This is a genomic window from Microcoleus sp. Pol12B4 (assembly GCF_036701385.1).
Classification (GTDB): domain Bacteria; phylum Cyanobacteriota; class Cyanobacteriia; order Cyanobacteriales; family Microcoleaceae; genus Microcoleus.
This window is the reverse complement of the sequence record NZ_JAUBQR010000001.1, coordinates 17,652-34,492: the sequence shown is the minus strand read 5'-3', so window position 1 is coordinate 34,492 and position 16,841 is coordinate 17,652. Positions and strand designations below refer to the sequence as shown.

The 16,841-nt window shown below is 47.3% G+C and carries 13 protein-coding genes; 6 read left to right on the top strand and 7 right to left on the bottom strand.

Features of this window, described 5'->3' with window-relative positions; genetic code table 11:
• Positions 1-308 precede the first annotated feature (308 nt).
• Entirely contained in the window at positions 309-1,643 is a 1,335-nt protein-coding gene (locus QUA38_RS00135) for a DUF4912 domain-containing protein (protein WP_333158085.1), read from the bottom strand.
• A 566-nt stretch (positions 1,644-2,209) separates the two neighbouring features.
• Here QUA38_RS00135 and QUA38_RS00130 point away from each other — a divergent pair.
• Both QUA38_RS00130 and cysS read left to right on the top strand, forming a co-directional pair.
• The gene (locus tag QUA38_RS00130) at positions 2,210-2,344 is read left to right on the top strand and encodes a hypothetical protein (RefSeq protein ID WP_333158083.1); all 135 of its coding nucleotides are present in this window, start codon (positions 2,210-2,212) and stop codon (positions 2,342-2,344) included.
• A gap of 83 nt (positions 2,345-2,427) precedes the next feature.
• Positions 2,428-3,975, top strand: coding sequence for a cysteine--tRNA ligase (cysS, locus tag QUA38_RS00125; RefSeq protein WP_333158081.1), 1,548 nt, complete (start codon positions 2,428-2,430; stop codon positions 3,973-3,975).
• A gap of 71 nt (positions 3,976-4,046) precedes the next feature.
• On the opposite strand, the gene QUA38_RS00120 is transcribed toward cysS, so the two are convergent.
• On the bottom strand, positions 4,047-4,997 hold the full coding sequence (locus QUA38_RS00120; protein WP_333158079.1) for an alpha/beta fold hydrolase: 951 nt from the start codon (positions 4,995-4,997) through the stop codon (positions 4,047-4,049).
• Positions 4,998-5,142: 145 nt separating this feature from the next.
• Here QUA38_RS00120 and QUA38_RS00115 point away from each other — a divergent pair, with 145 nt between their 5' ends.
• Complete coding sequence (locus QUA38_RS00115) at positions 5,143-6,255, top strand: AI-2E family transporter (protein ID WP_333158077.1); 1,113 nt, start codon at positions 5,143-5,145, stop codon at positions 6,253-6,255.
• A gap of 165 nt (positions 6,256-6,420) precedes the next feature.
• Here the strand turns inward: QUA38_RS00115 and QUA38_RS00110 are convergent, their stop codons facing one another.
• A complete protein-coding gene (locus QUA38_RS00110) occupies positions 6,421-7,356 on the bottom strand; it encodes an OmpA family protein (protein ID WP_333158075.1) in 936 nt (311 codons plus the stop codon).
• A gap of 240 nt (positions 7,357-7,596) precedes the next feature.
• Here QUA38_RS00110 and QUA38_RS00105 point away from each other — a divergent pair, with 240 nt between their 5' ends.
• Both QUA38_RS00105 and QUA38_RS00100 read left to right on the top strand, forming a co-directional pair.
• Complete coding sequence (locus QUA38_RS00105) at positions 7,597-8,268, top strand: hypothetical protein (protein ID WP_333158073.1); 672 nt, start codon at positions 7,597-7,599, stop codon at positions 8,266-8,268.
• 5 nt (positions 8,269-8,273) lie between these two features.
• Positions 8,274-10,349 (top strand): abortive infection protein, encoded by a 2,076-nt coding sequence (locus QUA38_RS00100; protein WP_333158071.1) that lies wholly within the window; start codon positions 8,274-8,276, stop codon positions 10,347-10,349.
• A gap of 163 nt (positions 10,350-10,512) precedes the next feature.
• Here QUA38_RS00100 and QUA38_RS00095 read toward each other — a convergent pair whose 3' ends face one another.
• The 4 genes from QUA38_RS00095 to QUA38_RS00080 all read right to left on the bottom strand — a co-directional run bounded on the left by QUA38_RS00095 (position 10,513) and on the right by QUA38_RS00080 (position 15,445).
• A complete protein-coding gene (locus QUA38_RS00095; protein ID WP_333158070.1) occupies positions 10,513-11,685 on the bottom strand; it encodes a DUF4335 domain-containing protein in 1,173 nt (390 codons plus the stop codon).
• 3 nt (positions 11,686-11,688) lie between these two features.
• Complete coding sequence (locus QUA38_RS00090) at positions 11,689-12,315, bottom strand: DUF3038 domain-containing protein (RefSeq protein ID WP_333158068.1); 627 nt, start codon at positions 12,313-12,315, stop codon at positions 11,689-11,691.
• Between the two features lie 277 nt (positions 12,316-12,592).
• Positions 12,593-13,150 carry a hypothetical protein gene (locus tag QUA38_RS00085; RefSeq protein WP_333158066.1) on the bottom strand — a complete coding sequence of 186 codons (558 nt, stop codon included), beginning with the start codon at positions 13,148-13,150 and terminating at the stop codon, positions 12,593-12,595.
• A 90-nt stretch (positions 13,151-13,240) separates the two neighbouring features.
• Positions 13,241-15,445, bottom strand: coding sequence for a cation:proton antiporter domain-containing protein (locus QUA38_RS00080; protein WP_333158064.1), 2,205 nt, complete (start codon positions 15,443-15,445; stop codon positions 13,241-13,243).
• A gap of 433 nt (positions 15,446-15,878) precedes the next feature.
• Between QUA38_RS00080 and rpsB the strand changes: the two genes are divergently transcribed.
• On the top strand, positions 15,879-16,709 hold the full coding sequence (gene rpsB / locus QUA38_RS00075; protein ID WP_172187021.1) for a 30S ribosomal protein S2: 831 nt from the start codon (positions 15,879-15,881) through the stop codon (positions 16,707-16,709).
• Positions 16,710-16,841 lie beyond the last annotated feature (132 nt).

The window sequence follows — 16,841 nt, the reverse complement described above, 5'->3', positions numbered from 1 at the left end:
ATCTGTGTTTATCTGCCTGTAATCTACGGTTGATCCTTCAATCAAAAATTTATGCAATTCAAGTCTATTGAGAACATTTAAATAAATAATTATTCCTTGTTCCTTTTTCCTTCTTCCTTCTTTCTTCTAAACACAAAAAACACCGCTCCTCAAAACAGGAGAACGGTGTATAGGGGGTGTTATGGGTTGTTGTCTGGGATTAACCTTAACAAATCATGATCGGCTGAGGCTATGCCTTGTGATGGTTCAAAAATTGGCACAAACCTGTATGAGCGCCCGCCGCTCGATCGATCTTTCGACCTTTGGGATTAGCCCAACCATTCCACAACGGCATTCTGCTTGGTATTGGTGCGCCGTTCTGGGGTTTCGCGGTTGAATTTCAAGTGGATGGCGCGGTTTTGTTCGCCGTCTGCTGCTACTGCAAAAATCGGATAGTCGATTAAGCCGTCTTGGAAGGACATCTGGAAGCGGAAAGTGCCGTCAGCATTGAGTTTAATCGGCTGTCCGCCTACGTAGACGGTAGCGTCGGGCTCGGTAGCGCCGTAGACGATCAGTTCGGCATCCGCAACCAACCAGAACTGGCGAGGGCGCATCGGGGCGGCAAAGCCAACTCCCGACATACCGACACCCGACATACCGAAACCGGACATTGTGAGACCGGACATACCGACACCTGACATGGTGAGGCCGGACATACCGACACCTGACGCGGTAAGGCCGGACATAGTGGGAGCCGCCCACATTCCGACGCCGGAGGGGAACACGTAGGAACTGAGAGCTTGTTCGTGGATGCCGACTTGCTGGACCGAACCAGCGACGTGCTGCATGGAACCGAAGATAGAACCCGCTACGCGCATGGATTCGGCAGATTCTGCCATGCCGAAGATTTGTTCGTAGATAGCATTTTCGGTGCTGAAACCAAAGCCATTAGCTGCTTGTGCCATTTTCTTGGCCGGAGGAACCAGTTCGGCGAAAGTTTTGCCTTGCAACTCTTCTTCCCAGTCGAGGGTGATGAATTGATCTTCAATCCAGTCGCTGGGATAGACGGGAGGAACGCGGACTTGGGCAGATCGAGCTAATACCAGCCAGCGACCATCTGCACAGCGGTAGCCGATGTCGATCGCGTAGTCCCGATCGCTCACGGGGATTGGCACATACCATTCCCGCGCCAGTTCGTCGCAGGGATATTCTTGAATGCTGTGCGGGCTTTGAATGTCGAGGTTAACATCTGTAACGTCGTAGATCCGCAGGGCGAGTTGCTGTCCTCCTTGGCGACGCAATTCTTCTTTGCGATCGTTGGGAATGTCCCAGTAAGTGTAGGCCCATTCAGGGTCGCGGGGCATTAAAACCACCCGGCTTTCACCGTAGCCGTTGGGCAAATCTGCTAAACCTTCATCTACAGACGACAAAGAACCGCCTGTTCTATCTTCTTGACCGAGTTCAAACTTTGCTGCTTCCACTGCTTCTTGTGCCTCTAGTTTGCGAGATGGGCTGTAGGAAAATTTGGTGCGTTGAATTTCTTGAATTGATGCCAGAAGTTGCGATTTCCGCATCCGGCTGTAGCGAGATACTCCACATTCGCTAGCAACTCTGCGGAGTTGTCGCAAAGTCATCTCTTCTAATGGTGGGCGTTCTTTTGCCATGAGTTCGTTCTCCACTAATTTGGGATGGCGGGTTAGATTTTTTTCTTTCAACACAAGTGTGTTGACTTTTTGAGTTAGAAACTCTTTTAAATCCACATATTATCGAGCTTCCAAATCTCTCCAACCTTTGAAGCCTTGCTTGTTTTTAGCTTGTCTTGTCCCCCATGCGATCGAGGGTTTGGACTTATTGGCTTCTGCGCGCACCGTCCGATCTAAATAAAGCTTTATCTGTCGATTCTTGATTGACAAGATCGATTTTGTGAGTGCGACCGGTGCTGCTAGCAACGCTGTGCTAGCAGCACACGCGCTATTTGACTCCCAGGCTTGCTTAAGTCAAGCATTTCTTTGGGATCGCTTTGTCATGACTTAATGTTGCAGACAACTTGCGATCGGGTCAAGGGGTCTTTGCCCTGAATCCTGGGTACTTATACGCATTTTCGTGATTTTGGGGATCAGATTGTCAGGAAATCTTGACAATACGGAGCCTACGGGGATCGTCCGAGAAACTATTGTCACGATTTCCTGACACGAATTAGATGTGAGATTGAGTCTGCTGGGGCGGTACTATGGATAGAGGAGATTCAGTACCCAATTTCCTAGGCTGGCAGTTGGGCGCTCTTCTTCTGCAAGCTTCGCTAACGGGCGATCGTAACTACAAGCCCGTAGTCCTGAATGCAAAAGTGGTTGGACGCTACCTATAAAGATTAAGGTGGGTACTGCACACCCTAGAAATAGACGTTCGGCCTAAATCTTGTAAAATCTAAAATCTAAAATCTAAAATCGAATGACTCTAACGCTTTACAACAGCTTGACCCGTCGTGAATCACCTTTTGAACCCATCGAACCAGGAAAGGTGCGGATGTACTGCTGCGGCGTTACGGTATACGATTACTGCCACGTCGGTCATGCCCGCGCTTACATTGTTTGGGACATGGTGCGACGCTATCTGATGTGGCGGGGATACGATGTGCGCTACGTGCAGAATTTTACAGATATTGACGACAAAATTCTCAACCGCGCCCGCGAAACAAATTCCACAATGGAAGCCGTGGCGGAACGCTTCATCGAGGAATATTTTGCAGATATGGACAAGCTAAATATTCTCAGGGCCGATGAATATCCCCGCGCCACCCATACAATGGACGGCATTAAACGGCTGATTCACGAATTAGAAAATAAAGGTTATGCCTATGCTTCCGGTGGCGACGTTTACTATAATGTTCGGCAATTTCCAGATTACGGAAAACTTTCCGGCCGCAAGTTGGAAGAAATGCAGGCTGGGGCTAGCGGTAGATTGGAAACTGCAGAAATAGAAGCTCAAAAAAAGCAAGATTCATCAGATTTTGCCCTGTGGAAAAGTGCTAAACCGGGAGAACCTGCTTGGGATTCATCTTGGGGGAAAGGTCGCCCCGGATGGCACATCGAATGTTCAGCTATGGTGCGCGATTGCTTGGGCGAAACTATTGACATTCATTGCGGTGGTTCCGATTTAACTTTTCCGCACCATGAGAATGAAATTGCTCAATCTGAAGCCGCGACGGGCAAGTCACTTGCTAATTATTGGATGCACAATGCTTTTGTGACTGTCAACGGCAAAAAGATGTCAAAATCTTTGCACAATTTTATTACAATTCGCGATTTATTGGATGGGAATTGGTCGGGCGATACAGCTTTGGAAGGAAGCGAGAAGTCAAAAGCGGTAGAACCGATGGCGGTGAGGCTGTTTGTGTTCATGGCGCAGTATCGCAGCCAAATTGATTTTACCGAAGAGGCGATCGCTAGGGCTCGAAATGGCTGGAATACTCTTAACGAAGGCATAGTTTTTGGTTTTGTACACGGTTCCCAATTGGGTTGGGATTCAGATAAAATTCTGAAATTGCCCATAGTGGAGAGTGAGGCTGTACAGCAATTTAGAGCAGCGATGGATGATGATTTCAATACTCCTAATGCTTTAGCTGTTATGTTTGAATTGGCGAAGGAATTGCGGCGCGAAAGCAATATAATTGTACATGGGGGAAAAACGGAAATGCCTTCGGACGTGTTGCAACAAAAGTGGCAGAATCTTGTTAAGTTAGCCCGAGTTTTAGGATTTAGCATAAGCGTCCCGCTAAGTGCGACTCTCTATACCGATAACTCGAACATAAGTATTAATAAACTTGAAGTGATTCGCGGATTAACTGATGGGGAGATTGAGGCGATGATTCAGCAGCGGAAAGATGCCCGAAAAGCTAAGAATTTCGCTGACGGCGATCGCATTCGCAACGAACTTAAGGATCGGGGAATTACTTTGATAGATCAAAAAGATGGTACAACAATTTGGCACCGCAGTTGAAATTTAGAGTTTTTTAACCGCAGATGAACCCCGATGAAATTCCATCCGCGTTCATCTGCTAATATCTGCGGTTAAAAACTTCCATTGACAAACTTCGCAACAGCCGCGACAAATTCTGCGGTGGATTCATAGGGCAAAACATTGCGCCCCGGCATTAATAAACCTTCCGCATTGGGAAAATGCGCTAGATATTGGGCTAATCTTTCATCCGGTTTTTCTTCCTTACCCGCTTGACTGATGCTTGAGGCTTTTTCTCCCATCACAACGAGTGCGGGGGGATCGAACTTTTGAATCGTACCGCTATAATCCTGGCGCCAAAACCCGGCTAAAAACGAGAAAACCGCATGGCGGCTGTCAGGATTTGCCGCCCCAGCCTGCAAAACATTTAACCATTCGCTGTCAACCTTTGCCGCATCGCCAAACAGTTGCTTCACAGAAAAAGAACGCAAAAACTCAGCGCGTCTGGCGTAGCGGTAAAAAGCGTTGCCCAAGGGAGAATTTAACAAATTCCAGACAATTCGTTGCTGTCTTTCTGTCGAATGTTTGTTCATTACCGCCCAAGCCGGAGGCCCTGCCAGGACTAAGCCGCGAATTAAATTTGAGTCGCTTTCCTGCTGCATTTTTGCTAATGCCAAGCCTACAGACAGTAAAGCACCTTGCACGAGTACAATCGCAGGTTTTTTGACTACAGTTTCCAAGAAATACTGCAACTGTGCCGCCCAATCGTCAGGATAGCAAGCCACAGCCGGCATTTCGCTATCGCCGCAGCCCAAAAGGTCGGGATTGTAAATCGGATTAGTGTTCCCTGCTTGGTACCAACTCTCACAAAATCTATGCCAAAAGATTCTTGACAAACCAACTCCTATCGGATGAATTAATAACAAAGGGATGCTATCTTGTGTCGCAGTAGTTGGGTTATAAACTTCATAAGCACAGCGATAATTTTGCCATTCGTAAAACAGCGTTGGTGACTTTATAGACGAAATAGTGGAAAAATCTTGGGTTGAATATGGCGGTTGCATCTTATTTTTTTTGAACCGATGTTACTTTTTATTATAATATGAGTAGGTGCTGGTTTTACCCGACATATCTTTGGTAAATGAGAATATAAATAAACCCGCTCTGCGGGATAACATAAGCGCCAATACAAACCTTGATTACTTAATTATGTCAGAACAGCGGATTACCATTTCTTTACCTAACTTGCTGCTAATTGTAGCATCGTCCTTGCTGCTAGTGCTGCTGTGGCAATTGCGAAGCCTGCTAGTAATTCTGATGATATCAGTTGTCCTGGCGGCTTCGATCGTGCCGATCGTGAATTGGGCAGAAACCATGCGGGCTCCCCGTTGGCTGGCGGTGATTATGGTTTATTTAACTCTCATCGGCGGATTTAGCGGGACAGTAGTGTTAATCGGGCCCACGGTAATCGAACAAATAGAGTTACTGCTGCGGCAGCTACCAGTTTATGTCGAAAGTTTGCGAACAGTGGCAACTAATGTATTGAGTCGCCTCACCGACGATGCCCCAACCCTGGTCGGTCAGTTGGTGGACACTCAATCGCTGACTAATTGGCTGATTCGATCGAGCCAACAACTGGTTTTGCGATCGTACAGCTTAACCAGAGGCATTCTAGGCGGTTTCTTCAGCCTAGTTTTAGCATTATTTATTTCAGGTTATATGGTTGCCGACAGCGACACATTAATCAAAAGTTTGGTGCAGTTTTTTCCGAAACCTTGGGACGCAAGATTAGCCGCACAAGTGGCGCCAATTGGTCAAAGAATGGGAAGTTATATTCGCGGACGAGTTTTAGTTTCGGGCATTTTAGGGATATTTATTACCACAGGTTTGAGCATTTTGGGAATGCCGGAATTTGCTTTAGGCTTGGGTGCGATCGCAGGTGTTACCAACTTGATTCCCTTCATCGGCCCCGTGTTAGGAGCAGTACCAGCATTAATCGTAGCATTAGCGAAAGGTGGCTGGGTACTTGTGTGGGTATTACTGTTATTTGTAATCATCCAGAATTTAGAAACTTACGTCCTCGATCCTTTGCTGGTTGGTTCATCGGTTGGTGTGCATCCTTTATATCAATTGCTGTCTGTATTGGGCGGCGTTCAAGTATTAGGAATTATTGGAGCTGTAATTGTGCCACCTTGGTTTGCTGGAGTGGCAGCTTTGATTGAAAACTTGTATTTAAAACCCAAACTTAGGAGCGAACATCGAGAGGCAATAGATCAGGCTAAAAATAATTCTGACTTGCCACCTCTGACACCTTCAGCATAACAGCAGCTTACGCCTTGAGAATTCAACACAGTAGACTCCAATTGCAAGCATTCGCTCACCTCTGTGGAAAATATCTGAGTTTATCCGTGTTTATCTGCCTTACATCTGCGGTTGACTATCAATCAAAGATTCATGCAATAAATCTAGTATCCACAAGTCCGCTGACTAAGGACTAATTGCCACTTCAATGCGACGGTTGCGCTGCCGATTAGTATCCGAACTATTGTCTACCGAAGGACGACTTTCCCCATAGCCGATCGCCACCCAATGATACTTCTGACCGAGTACACTCGACAAATACTGCACCACCGCCTGAGCCCGCGCAAACGACACATTGCGATTGTCCGCCGCTTCCCCCGCGTCGTCAGTGTGGCCTGCAACGCGCACAGTTGCCCCCTCGTGATTGCCCAACTCCGCCACCAAATTGTCCAAAATCGCACTTGTTCCCGCGCGCAAAGAAATGCTGCCAGTATCAAACAAAACATCGCTGGGCAGAGTCACCATTAGCCCATCCCCCCCAAACACCGGATTATTGGCATTCTGTGGGTCAGTATTAACCGTTTCAGGGTTCAGACTCGGGCTGCTGCCGATCGCAGGTAAAGCAGGGGCAACACTTGCCGCCGTTTCCGGCGCCGCCAATTCCCGCGACATCAACTGCAAACGCTTTTCCAAAGTTTCCGTCGGGCGGCTGCTGCCCAACTGAGTCTCCAAAGCCGCGGTGCGACCAATCAGCGCGTTGAGTTCACCCTGCAACTGTCTCAAATCCGACTGCAATTTCTCTCTCTGGGCAGGACTAACTTTTGACTGGGGAGTTGGTGTAACGGTTGGTGGCGGGAGCGCCGGAATTGGCGTTGCTGGGGCGCGTTTCGGGCTGGAGGTCAAATTTTGAGTTACACGCAGCAATCTCTCTGCCAGCGGCATCTCCGTCGCGCCTGACGGATAAATTTGAGCGATCGCTATCCCCAAAACCCACGCAAAACCGCTGCCCACCCCCAGCAGCAGCAGTCGAAAAATCAGCGACAGTACAAGCAAACCTTTTCCCCGCGACTTGGAGACGCCAGTGGGGGGGATTGAAGGTTTTTGGTTAAAAGATCGCGTCATGTTTCATCCCTCTCGGTGTACATACCAGATTAATTTCGATACTATCTTACCTATCCGATTGGAAATTTGAGATTTGAGATTTGAGATTTATCCTCCCATCTAAAATCTCAAAAAGAAACCCGCTTTCTATAAATCTGGGGTTTAGTGGCGAAGCATCGAGGCAGAAACCAGGTTTCTAGTTTGTTGCCTGCCAGCCTGAATCTGTTGGATAATTCAGTAAAATTTTTGGAAAAAAAACCGATGACTGACCCTTTAAATAGCCCTTATCCCGTTCCTTGGGAATGGATTACTGCCACTCATGCTAAAGTGAGCTCCACTGCCGGCACAGGCCTCCGCTATTATCGCAGTCCATCCCTAGTTTCAACTAACGGCCAATACGCAGCTTACAGTCGAATTGAGTTGCAAGTGCAGCCGGAATTCTCCCACTGTCGGGTTAGCAGCGTCATGTTTGTGGAAAATCTCAAAACCGGCGAACTGCAAACAGTGGCGGCTGCTTCGCCCCTCGCGGAAAGTGGGATGTATGGTAGCGAGGATACAGATATGTCCGGGACGATCGCCATTTTAGTGCCTGTTTCTTGGAATCAAGACGGTTCCCGCATTCTCGCCCGCGAATTTGAAGCACTTTTCAACTCTTCCGATATGTCAGACTACGGTGTCATTTGGGACAAAAATGATAATTACACTTATACCGTTGCTCCTGCTCGCAGTCTTTACACTCATGCTGTATTGTTGGGTTGGAGTCAAGTTTGTCCCGGAAAAGTTCTGTTCCGCGCAGGCAATTTGGGCGATCGATCTTGGCCTCTTTGTGCAGTGGATATGACAGGGCAAACGGTACCTGTCACCGAGGACAAACCCCTAGTTTTCGGCAGTCAAGCCAGCACAGACTGGATCGAACCTAAAACTCGTTTTTAGATATTATGGCGGAATTTTCTTTGATCTGGCAAACAATTTTTTTAGTATCAGGTCAGTCTTTCAACCAATTCATTTTGACCTTGGGGCTAATTATTTTAGCTGTTGTTTTTGGTTTAACAGCGTTTATTTTTATTCGCATTTTCCTAAATTGGTTGCAAGCAAAACTCGATAAATCTCACCTCTTTAGACGCTCGTACACAAAAAACAATGGTCATTTAACCGCTAATTTTTCACAACCTGAAAAGGTTTTTTTAGAACCCCGATTTGTAGAAAGTGACGGAAATTTAACTGCTACTATTTTTGGAGGGAAAAGCGATATTTCAATAGATTTTGAGCCGGAGATCATCTGCGAAAATTCAGCATCAGTTGCCTATCTTTACAAGCCGATAGCCCTTTGGCACGGGCGGTTAATTTTGCCCTTAAACGAACAGCGCCAGCCTTACGGTACGGTTTTTTTTGAAGTAATAAATGCCCCCAAAAAATATAAAAATTTCATTGGCAAAACAGCATTTTTGAAATGGAGTACAAATCGCGAAGTACAGTTTTTTGTCCACGCAGTCAGTCAAGATATAAACTTCACAGAAGAAACTAAAAAAAGTCAAAAATCTGGCAATATCCATCCAGAGAGATTGAACGGCTGGCGAAATGTCGGCCCTTTAGAAACTCTAGCAGGCAGCAGACTTGAAAACAGCGTGACTGTGATGCTACGCAGGCCGGTGATTGCGATTAATTATAGCAGCAGCGATCGCCAGGAACTCACGATCGATCGCGAACCAGTACAAATTATCGGACGTTTGTGCGCCTTAGTATCAATTTTACAGCGAAAAGAACCCGACAGCGACCAATTTATTGTCCGGCATTTCAACAAAACATCTCAACAATTTGACGGCGACGCCGAAATTATTCGGATTCCACAAGTACAGCCAGACAAAAATGGCGTAGCGAGGTTTACCAATCACCTGATCCAACAATCGCCATTAAATCCAGACGGCTGGTACATTTACGGCGAAAGAGACGAAAACAGTATATTTGTAGTGCAGGCAATCGAACCCCGCAAAATTGCCCAATTAACACCCGATGAAACACATTTAGGGCTGAAAAAATCTCTCGCTTATTTAAACAGTAAAAATTGGGAAAATACACCAGCCCAAAAAGGGCAAGCAAGAAGAGTATTGTTAACCCCGAATGATGCTACAGAAAACGCTTCCATCTCTCCTTGGCAAGAAGGAGATATCGGGATAGTGATTCACAGTTTCGGGGGTATCGGCGGGAAAAAAGGCGACCAGCCACCGCTGGGAATTGTCACCGGACATTTTGCTTTCGGAATAGCAAAAGTGGTGCGCGATCGCTTTACCAGCGAACTGCGTTTTGACATAGAATACAAACAAGTTTACGCCCACAATCCCGACGGAATTGTCGCAGGTTCCAGCAAATGGCAAAGCTACATGGGAGACTTGCAGCGTGGCTGGTTGGGCGATCGCCCGGTTTGCGATATCATCTGTAAATTAGACTGCGTGTGTTGCGACTACGATTTTGACGGCATCACTTTGTCGCCTTTAACCGAATTAAACCAGCAACTAGATATCATGATGGCCCGCTACCGCAGCGGAGACGGCACCGGCGCAAGTTTAGTCACGCCAGCAACTTCTTGCGTCCAAGATTCAAGTCAGGCAATTTACGCGACAATTAAAAAAATTACTTCCGAAATAGAGTCAAATCCTCAGATTCAAGACTGGCTAAAAACACATCCTACCGACCCACAAACCCAAAGGTTTCACCAGCTAGTAGCATTAGGAGAGAGTTTAGAAAAAGTATTAATGCCCCTCGGTATTGTTCGTCCAGATTGGCGCAAAAATTCGAGATTAGCGGGGATTGATTCTGAACTGAAAAAAACCTTTTTTGTTGGTATAGCAAACCTGATAAAAGCTGCTATTAGTTACAGAACAATGTTGCCCAGACGCACCCAAGATGAAATCGCCAAAGTTTTATTAAAACAGGGAGCATTTTTGTGGATAATTCGTACCAATCAAGTTGGGGGATTTGATCCAGATATTGAGCCGATCGCACCAACAGGGCTTTGAATCATATCAAACCCGGGTTAGAAACCCCTTGATAAGAATCGGCGGTTAAAACCGATCCTACACAAACTTTCGTCCTAGCAGAGAGGGACTAAAGAATAAAAGGGGTAGGAAAGCCGGATTTGATTCAGTCAACAGTCAACCGTTAACAGTCAACAGTCAACCATTACCAAGGACTGACTTGAACAGTGCCGTCTGGTGCCAAAACTACACGGAAATCAGCCAGCGCTTCCGCAGGTGGTCTGCTGCCAACAGGTTTGTAAAGCAACTCGGACAACGGCGTTTCGGATCTCTCGACTGCTGCCGAATTCTCCGACTTGTAACCGACAATCGCCCCGTCTTGGGCCACACTCACCCGATAAACCAACTCCGCATCAACCGGAGGCTGATTCTTCACAACTCCGTCAATTTGCTGAGAAAGTTTGCCTCTCAAAAGCTCAATTTGGGCTGGATCGGTAATTGGCAAACTTGCTGCATCAGGGTTTGCCAAACCTTCAGCAAGAGGACGGGGCGTGCTTTCCGGCGAAGTGCTCGACTGCGGTGTGGCGCTAGGTGAAGCGTCCGGCTGCGGCGCAGGGCTCGGAGTCGGCGAAATCGATTCAGCGTTGGGAGTTTGAGTCCCAGGCAGCAAACCGTCAGCAGGGGGTGTGGGATTGGGATTAGGCGAACCCGATCCGCCCGGATTCGGCGTTCCCTGATTCTGGCCCGCTGGATTGGGCTGCGGCACCGGATCTCTCTGGCGCTGGACTTCGGGCACTGGTACCAAGAAAAACGCCATCGCCGCCAAAGCCAAACTCGACACCCCCACCACAGCAGGCAAACTCCGCTTCGCCAAAGGTTCGGCAGACTTGATATAACGCCTGGAAATTGGGGTTAATTGCAGCGACAATTCCGGCAGCGTCTGCGTGTCGGCAAAAAACTGATCGATCGCCTCTACCAAGTCAAATAGCTGTACCGTCGTCAAATCTACTTTTGCCGACAGTTCTGTTTTTTGATCGATTTGGGTTGGGCTGCCTGTGGAGGCGGGTAGAACGGTCAACCGATGCAAATTCCCGTCAATTCTGTGCAACTGCACCATACCCAAATTCGGGCCGTAGCGATCGGGATAATGCACTCCGCTCATAAATTCTTGAGCGTAGCTGCTGACGGCCCTCACCAAGCTTTCAAAAAAATCTCGTCCCCCGCTTAGGGGCTCGCCAAGACCTGTAACATAGCATTCAGCGCTCATTAATATGGAAAGCACCGGCCGTATATCTAACTGGCTGGCTGCGGAACCATCGCTCAACCCTTCTAGAACCAGGGTGCAATTTGGCAGACTGTACTGACGCCTAATAGTCATTTTTTATTCAACTTCTCCATCAAACAGGCTAACCCAGAAGCGCTGCATTCCGGCTGTGCCTGTACAAAATAGCAGTTTGCTCAACAAGTTCACAGCTAGTTCGTTGAGCTTTTCGTCGGAATCGTAAGCTGCCACTAGCGATCGCTTGGGGTTCATGCGCGATCGAAAGTGAGCTCGAAAGCGTTCTAAATACTCGGCCAGCGGTTGGTTCTGGTTGAGGGGGATATTTCTCGATCGCAATTGCTGCGAGTCTAGCAGCAACTGCCGAATTGTGGCGGTTAACTTGCGCGCCATATTGCAGGCGATCGCCACCAGCGCTTTTGCCTCCACAATGCTAAGGGAGCGGCGCTGGGTATAGCGTCTCAGCGGGTTAGTATTCCGCATCAGCCAAAGGGCAACCCGATTTTTGATAATTGATTCCAATTCCAGGTCCTTTGACACGGCCAGCATTTCTTCAGCACCTCCGAGATACAAGGCTTCGATCGCCAGCAACATCAAGTCAATTTGTAATCTGGCTCGGCGGGGACATCCCCCATCGGAAGGCGACAAGTCTGGCAAACTGTCTAAAATTAATGGGTTTGACTGGGTAAGCGAAGTTTCTGACGGCATTAATATCACGGCAACATCCATTCCAAACAAACTATACGGGCACGGGGGGTCTTGAGCAAGACAAATTCTCAACCAAGAACTTCTCTGGGATACTTTATTTTTATCATTGACTTTTAGGTATATTTTCTAATTTAGCAGCAACCGACCGTCACAGGCGAGCTCCAGCGGGAGTTCGATCGCCCATTCCCCCAACCCCGCCGCCACTTTGTGATTCCTTGCTTCATTAGGGGAGAAGGGGAAAGTCAGAAAGCGACAAAGAATTACCCATTTCCCATTGCTTATTTCCTATTGGGATCGATCAATGTTCCTGCTTCTGGGGTTTCGTGGCTGCTTCTCTTTGAGCCATAAAATCACTAGCCGCCGCCTTATCAGTTAGACTAATTTTTCCCTTGAGGCTATCTTGCTCGACAATTCCGCGCATTTTAACAGAACTGTTTTGACCGGTTGCTGTGGAGTCGCTGCAACCAGCTAAATTAGCAACCGCACCCGACAAGTTCAATCCTTGAGTTTCCCATTTACCAAATAGAGAAGGTCTCTCCTCGGCTGTTTTTTCCCTGCCCTCCCTGCTGTCCGATCGCAAATTGCCGCTCAAATAAACACCCGATTGCTCGATTGTCAATACCAAAACATCAGATTTCAGACATTCGGGCAAACTTTTAGGATCGAAGCGATAATTTCCCGCAATTGCCGGAGGAGCCTTTAAATTTGCTTCCCCATAAGCGGTTACTACTTTAAACAGCAGTGAAACTAATCCGATTGCAATCCCGTAAAATGCCAGCGATTTGAGGCTTAAATGATTCATCATCATGGTAATTAGTAATTGGGAATTGGGAATTGGGCATTGAGCATTGGGCATTGGGCATTGGGCATTGGACATTGGTACTAAATCACAAATAACCAATAACCAATAACTAATCACAACTGCCAACAGTCAACAGTCAACTGACTACTTTTGAGGAAGTACCGATGCCAAGTGCGATCGCACTTTAACGTAGCACCGGGCAATCAGCAGCGAAGAATGACACTGCACAGCCAATTCATCAGTATACTGTCCCAAAGTTTGGCGCTCAATTCCCCACTCCCGACTCGTACCCGCAATAGTCAAATCAGCATTAGCAGAAGCCGCAACCACTGCTTGAATTGGCTCAGCAGCCTCCACAATCGGAGTTTCAATGCGCGATCGCACATCAACAGGCAACTGATCCATCACTCGCTGAAACTCATAACTCAGAGCAGTTTCAGCTTCCCCGTCAACCGCCACCCGGAGCACCGTCAAACGGCGTTCCTCGCTATTAACTAACAGTCTCAGCGCCAATTCTAACCCCAAATCATCGTGAATGTTAGCCGCGTAAGGTACTAACAAGTTATTCAAGTTTTCCGTGCCTCTGTCAACAAAAATTGCTACATCCACCTTAGCGTTGCTGAGAATTTGACCGACACGTCCTCCCAAACGGTTGCTGCTAAAAGTAGGTCTGTGCCATCCTACTAAAATCAAATCCGCGCGATCTATTGTCGCAATTTGTGCCGTCTCCCTCGCTACATCATTAGTAACCCGAATGATGGGATGTACGAATTTTTGTGCCTCCGGCAGTTCCAAACTCTCAATCAATTCTGATAATTTCGAGCGGCGCTCTTGAATAATGCGATCGGCTTCCGCGGGCGTACTTTCAAAAGCATAGTCATCATTTAATTCTATCAAACTTAGAGGATGAACCGCCGCCGACTTTAAATCATCACCACCCATACCAGCAGCCGGCTGCGCCAGCGCTACCGCTAGTCGCAGTAAACCTTTCTGCGTGCTGGGATTGGCAACCGGTACTAAAATTCGATAAGTTGGGAGCAATTTGTTAGCAGTTTCTTCGCTATTTTCCGCGAATTCTGAACGTTCTAATTCTGAATCTTCAGAGTTAAACTCAGAAATATCTAACCTAATTAACCGTTTGGGATAAGTCCACTCCAACAGTGGTGAAGTCATAAAAGTTGTCACTAAAGCCATGATGACTAACATCGTAAATAGCAGCGGCGAAATTACCCCCAAGGAAAGACCGATATTCAGCACAATTAGTTCAGTCAAACCGCGAGTATTCATCAGCCATCCCAATGCTGAAGCTTCGCGGTTGTTGATGCCACAAACTCTGGCAGCAACGTAAGTGCCGACGTACTTGCCGACAATGGCTACTCCCAAAACTGCGGCGCACAGCAGCCACAATTCGGGACTGTTGAGCAAGCCGATTTGAGTCCGCAAGCCGCTGTAAGCAAAAAATATCGGCAGCAGAAATATTAGTACAAAGTCTTCGGTTTTTTCTGCTAATTCTCTGGTTAATCCCGCATTTTTCGGCATGGCAGCACCCAGCAAAAATGCACCAAAAATTAAATGAATGCCGATTAATTCAGTAATTAAGGCAGAAGCTACAACTCCCATGTAAATGCCGGAGAGCACTAACTGTGTTAATCTACCTGTGCGGTTGTAGTGCTTGGAAAGCCGCTGCAAGAACCAGCGGACTACAGTCAGCATGAAACCGATGTAAATTAAAGACTCAATAATTGTCGGCAAAGCACCGAGCATCGAATTAGTACGAGTAACTGCGATCGCCACAGCTAACAAACACCACGCCGTTACGTCATCTACCGCAGCGCAAGTCAGGGCCAGCGTCCCCAATTTTGTATTCTGCAAGTTGTGTTCTGTAATAATTCTTGCTAGCACTGGAAATGCCGTAATTGACATCGCAGCGCCCAAAAATAAAGCAAAGGCTGTAAAAGAAACGCTATTATTTGAAACTATGGGATACAGCAGTAGCGCTAGCAAGCTTCCTAGAGAAAACGGCACTAGAATGCTGACGTGAGAAGTTAAAATCGCTATATCTAAATTGCTTTTGAGATACTTGGGATTCAGTTCCAAACCAATCAAAAACATGAAAAATATTAGCCCCACCTCAGATAGCACGTTGAGGAAGGGAACGGCTTCGGCTGGAAAAAGTGCTGTTGCTAAATCTGGTGCAACTAAGCCAAACAGAGAAGGCCCAAGCATAATTCCTGCTACAATTTCTCCAATGACTTGAGGTTGTTTGATCGCTCGAAATCCTAAACCTACAAGTCTCGAAAGTGCGATGACAATTAGAACTTCAAGCAGAACGAGAATGGGTATGGGCATGGCGTTTTTAGCTGTGGGATTTTTGCGGATCGAGAGGGCAGGCTAATAAAGTTGACTGAATTGCCGAGAAAAAAATGGATACCAGCTCGATCGAAGGTAGAAGGCACAAGAGGCGCACCAACAACGCCATTCTCTCACAAGCGAACAAAGGCTTTGGCAACCTCCCACCTAGATTTTTCGTTTTTAAGAAGCGCTTGCGAGTAACTCTAACCGCATCGTGCACACCCCACACGCAACCCTCCCATTAAATCTCACATCTGGGTGCCAAGCCAACCCTACGGATATCAGATTGTCAGAAAAAGTAGCGCGCGCTGTGATAAACTAGAAAAGTTGTTTAAATTCGCACATCCGGGTTTTCGGGTGTTTCGAGGGCGCAAACCTTCAGAAATACGACCGGGTGGAGGATTAACCCGAATCAGGAGTTAAAAATACAATGCCAGTAGTCAGTTTGGCTCAAATGCTAGAGTCAGGGGTTCACTTCGGACACCAAACCCGTCGGTGGAACCCGAAAATGTCTCCATACATTTTTACAGAGCGCAACGGGGTTCACATCATCGACCTCGTGCAGACGGCTCAGCTTATGGAAGACGCCTACGAGTACATGAGAGTTGCCTCAGAAAAAGGCAAAAAGTTTTTGTTCGTGGGTACGAAGCGCCAAGCTGCAGGGATTGTAGCCCAAGAAGCTCAACGCTGCGGTGCTTATTACGTCAACCAGCGCTGGCTGGGGGGAATGCTCACCAACTGGACGACAATTAAGTCCCGCGTGGAGCGCCTCAAGGACTTGGAGCGCCGCGAGGAAATCGGCGCCCTCGATTTACTGCCGAAAAAAGAAGCTTCGGTACTGCGCCGAGAAATGGCAAAACTCCAGAAATATCTGGGCGGGATTAAATCTATGCGGAAGATTCCCGACGGAGTGGTTCTGGTAGACCAACGCCGCGAGTATAATGCGGTTTTGGAATGCCAAAAGTTGGGAATTCCGATCGTCTCTCTGTTGGATACCAACTGCGACCCGGATTTGGTTGACATTGCGATTCCGGCGAATGACGATGCTATTCGATCGATCAAGCTGATTGTCGGCAAGTTGGCTGATGCCATCTACGAAGGTCGTCACGGTCAGCAGGGCGGCGACTCTGAGGAAGACTACGACTACGACGGTGGTTACGAAGGCGCTGAATATGATGTCGAAATCGAAGAATTGGATGACCCCGATTATGTAGATCCCGACGACGCTGCTGAGGCAGAAGGCGAAGAAACCGAGAGCTAGTATTGCCCTCGGAATCTGACATCATGAAATTAAAAATTAAAGATTGAAAATTAAAAATAATAATTATTTTTAGTTGGATATTTTTAATTTTTAATTGTACATAGCACGAGTCTAAGTCATTAGTAGAACTCT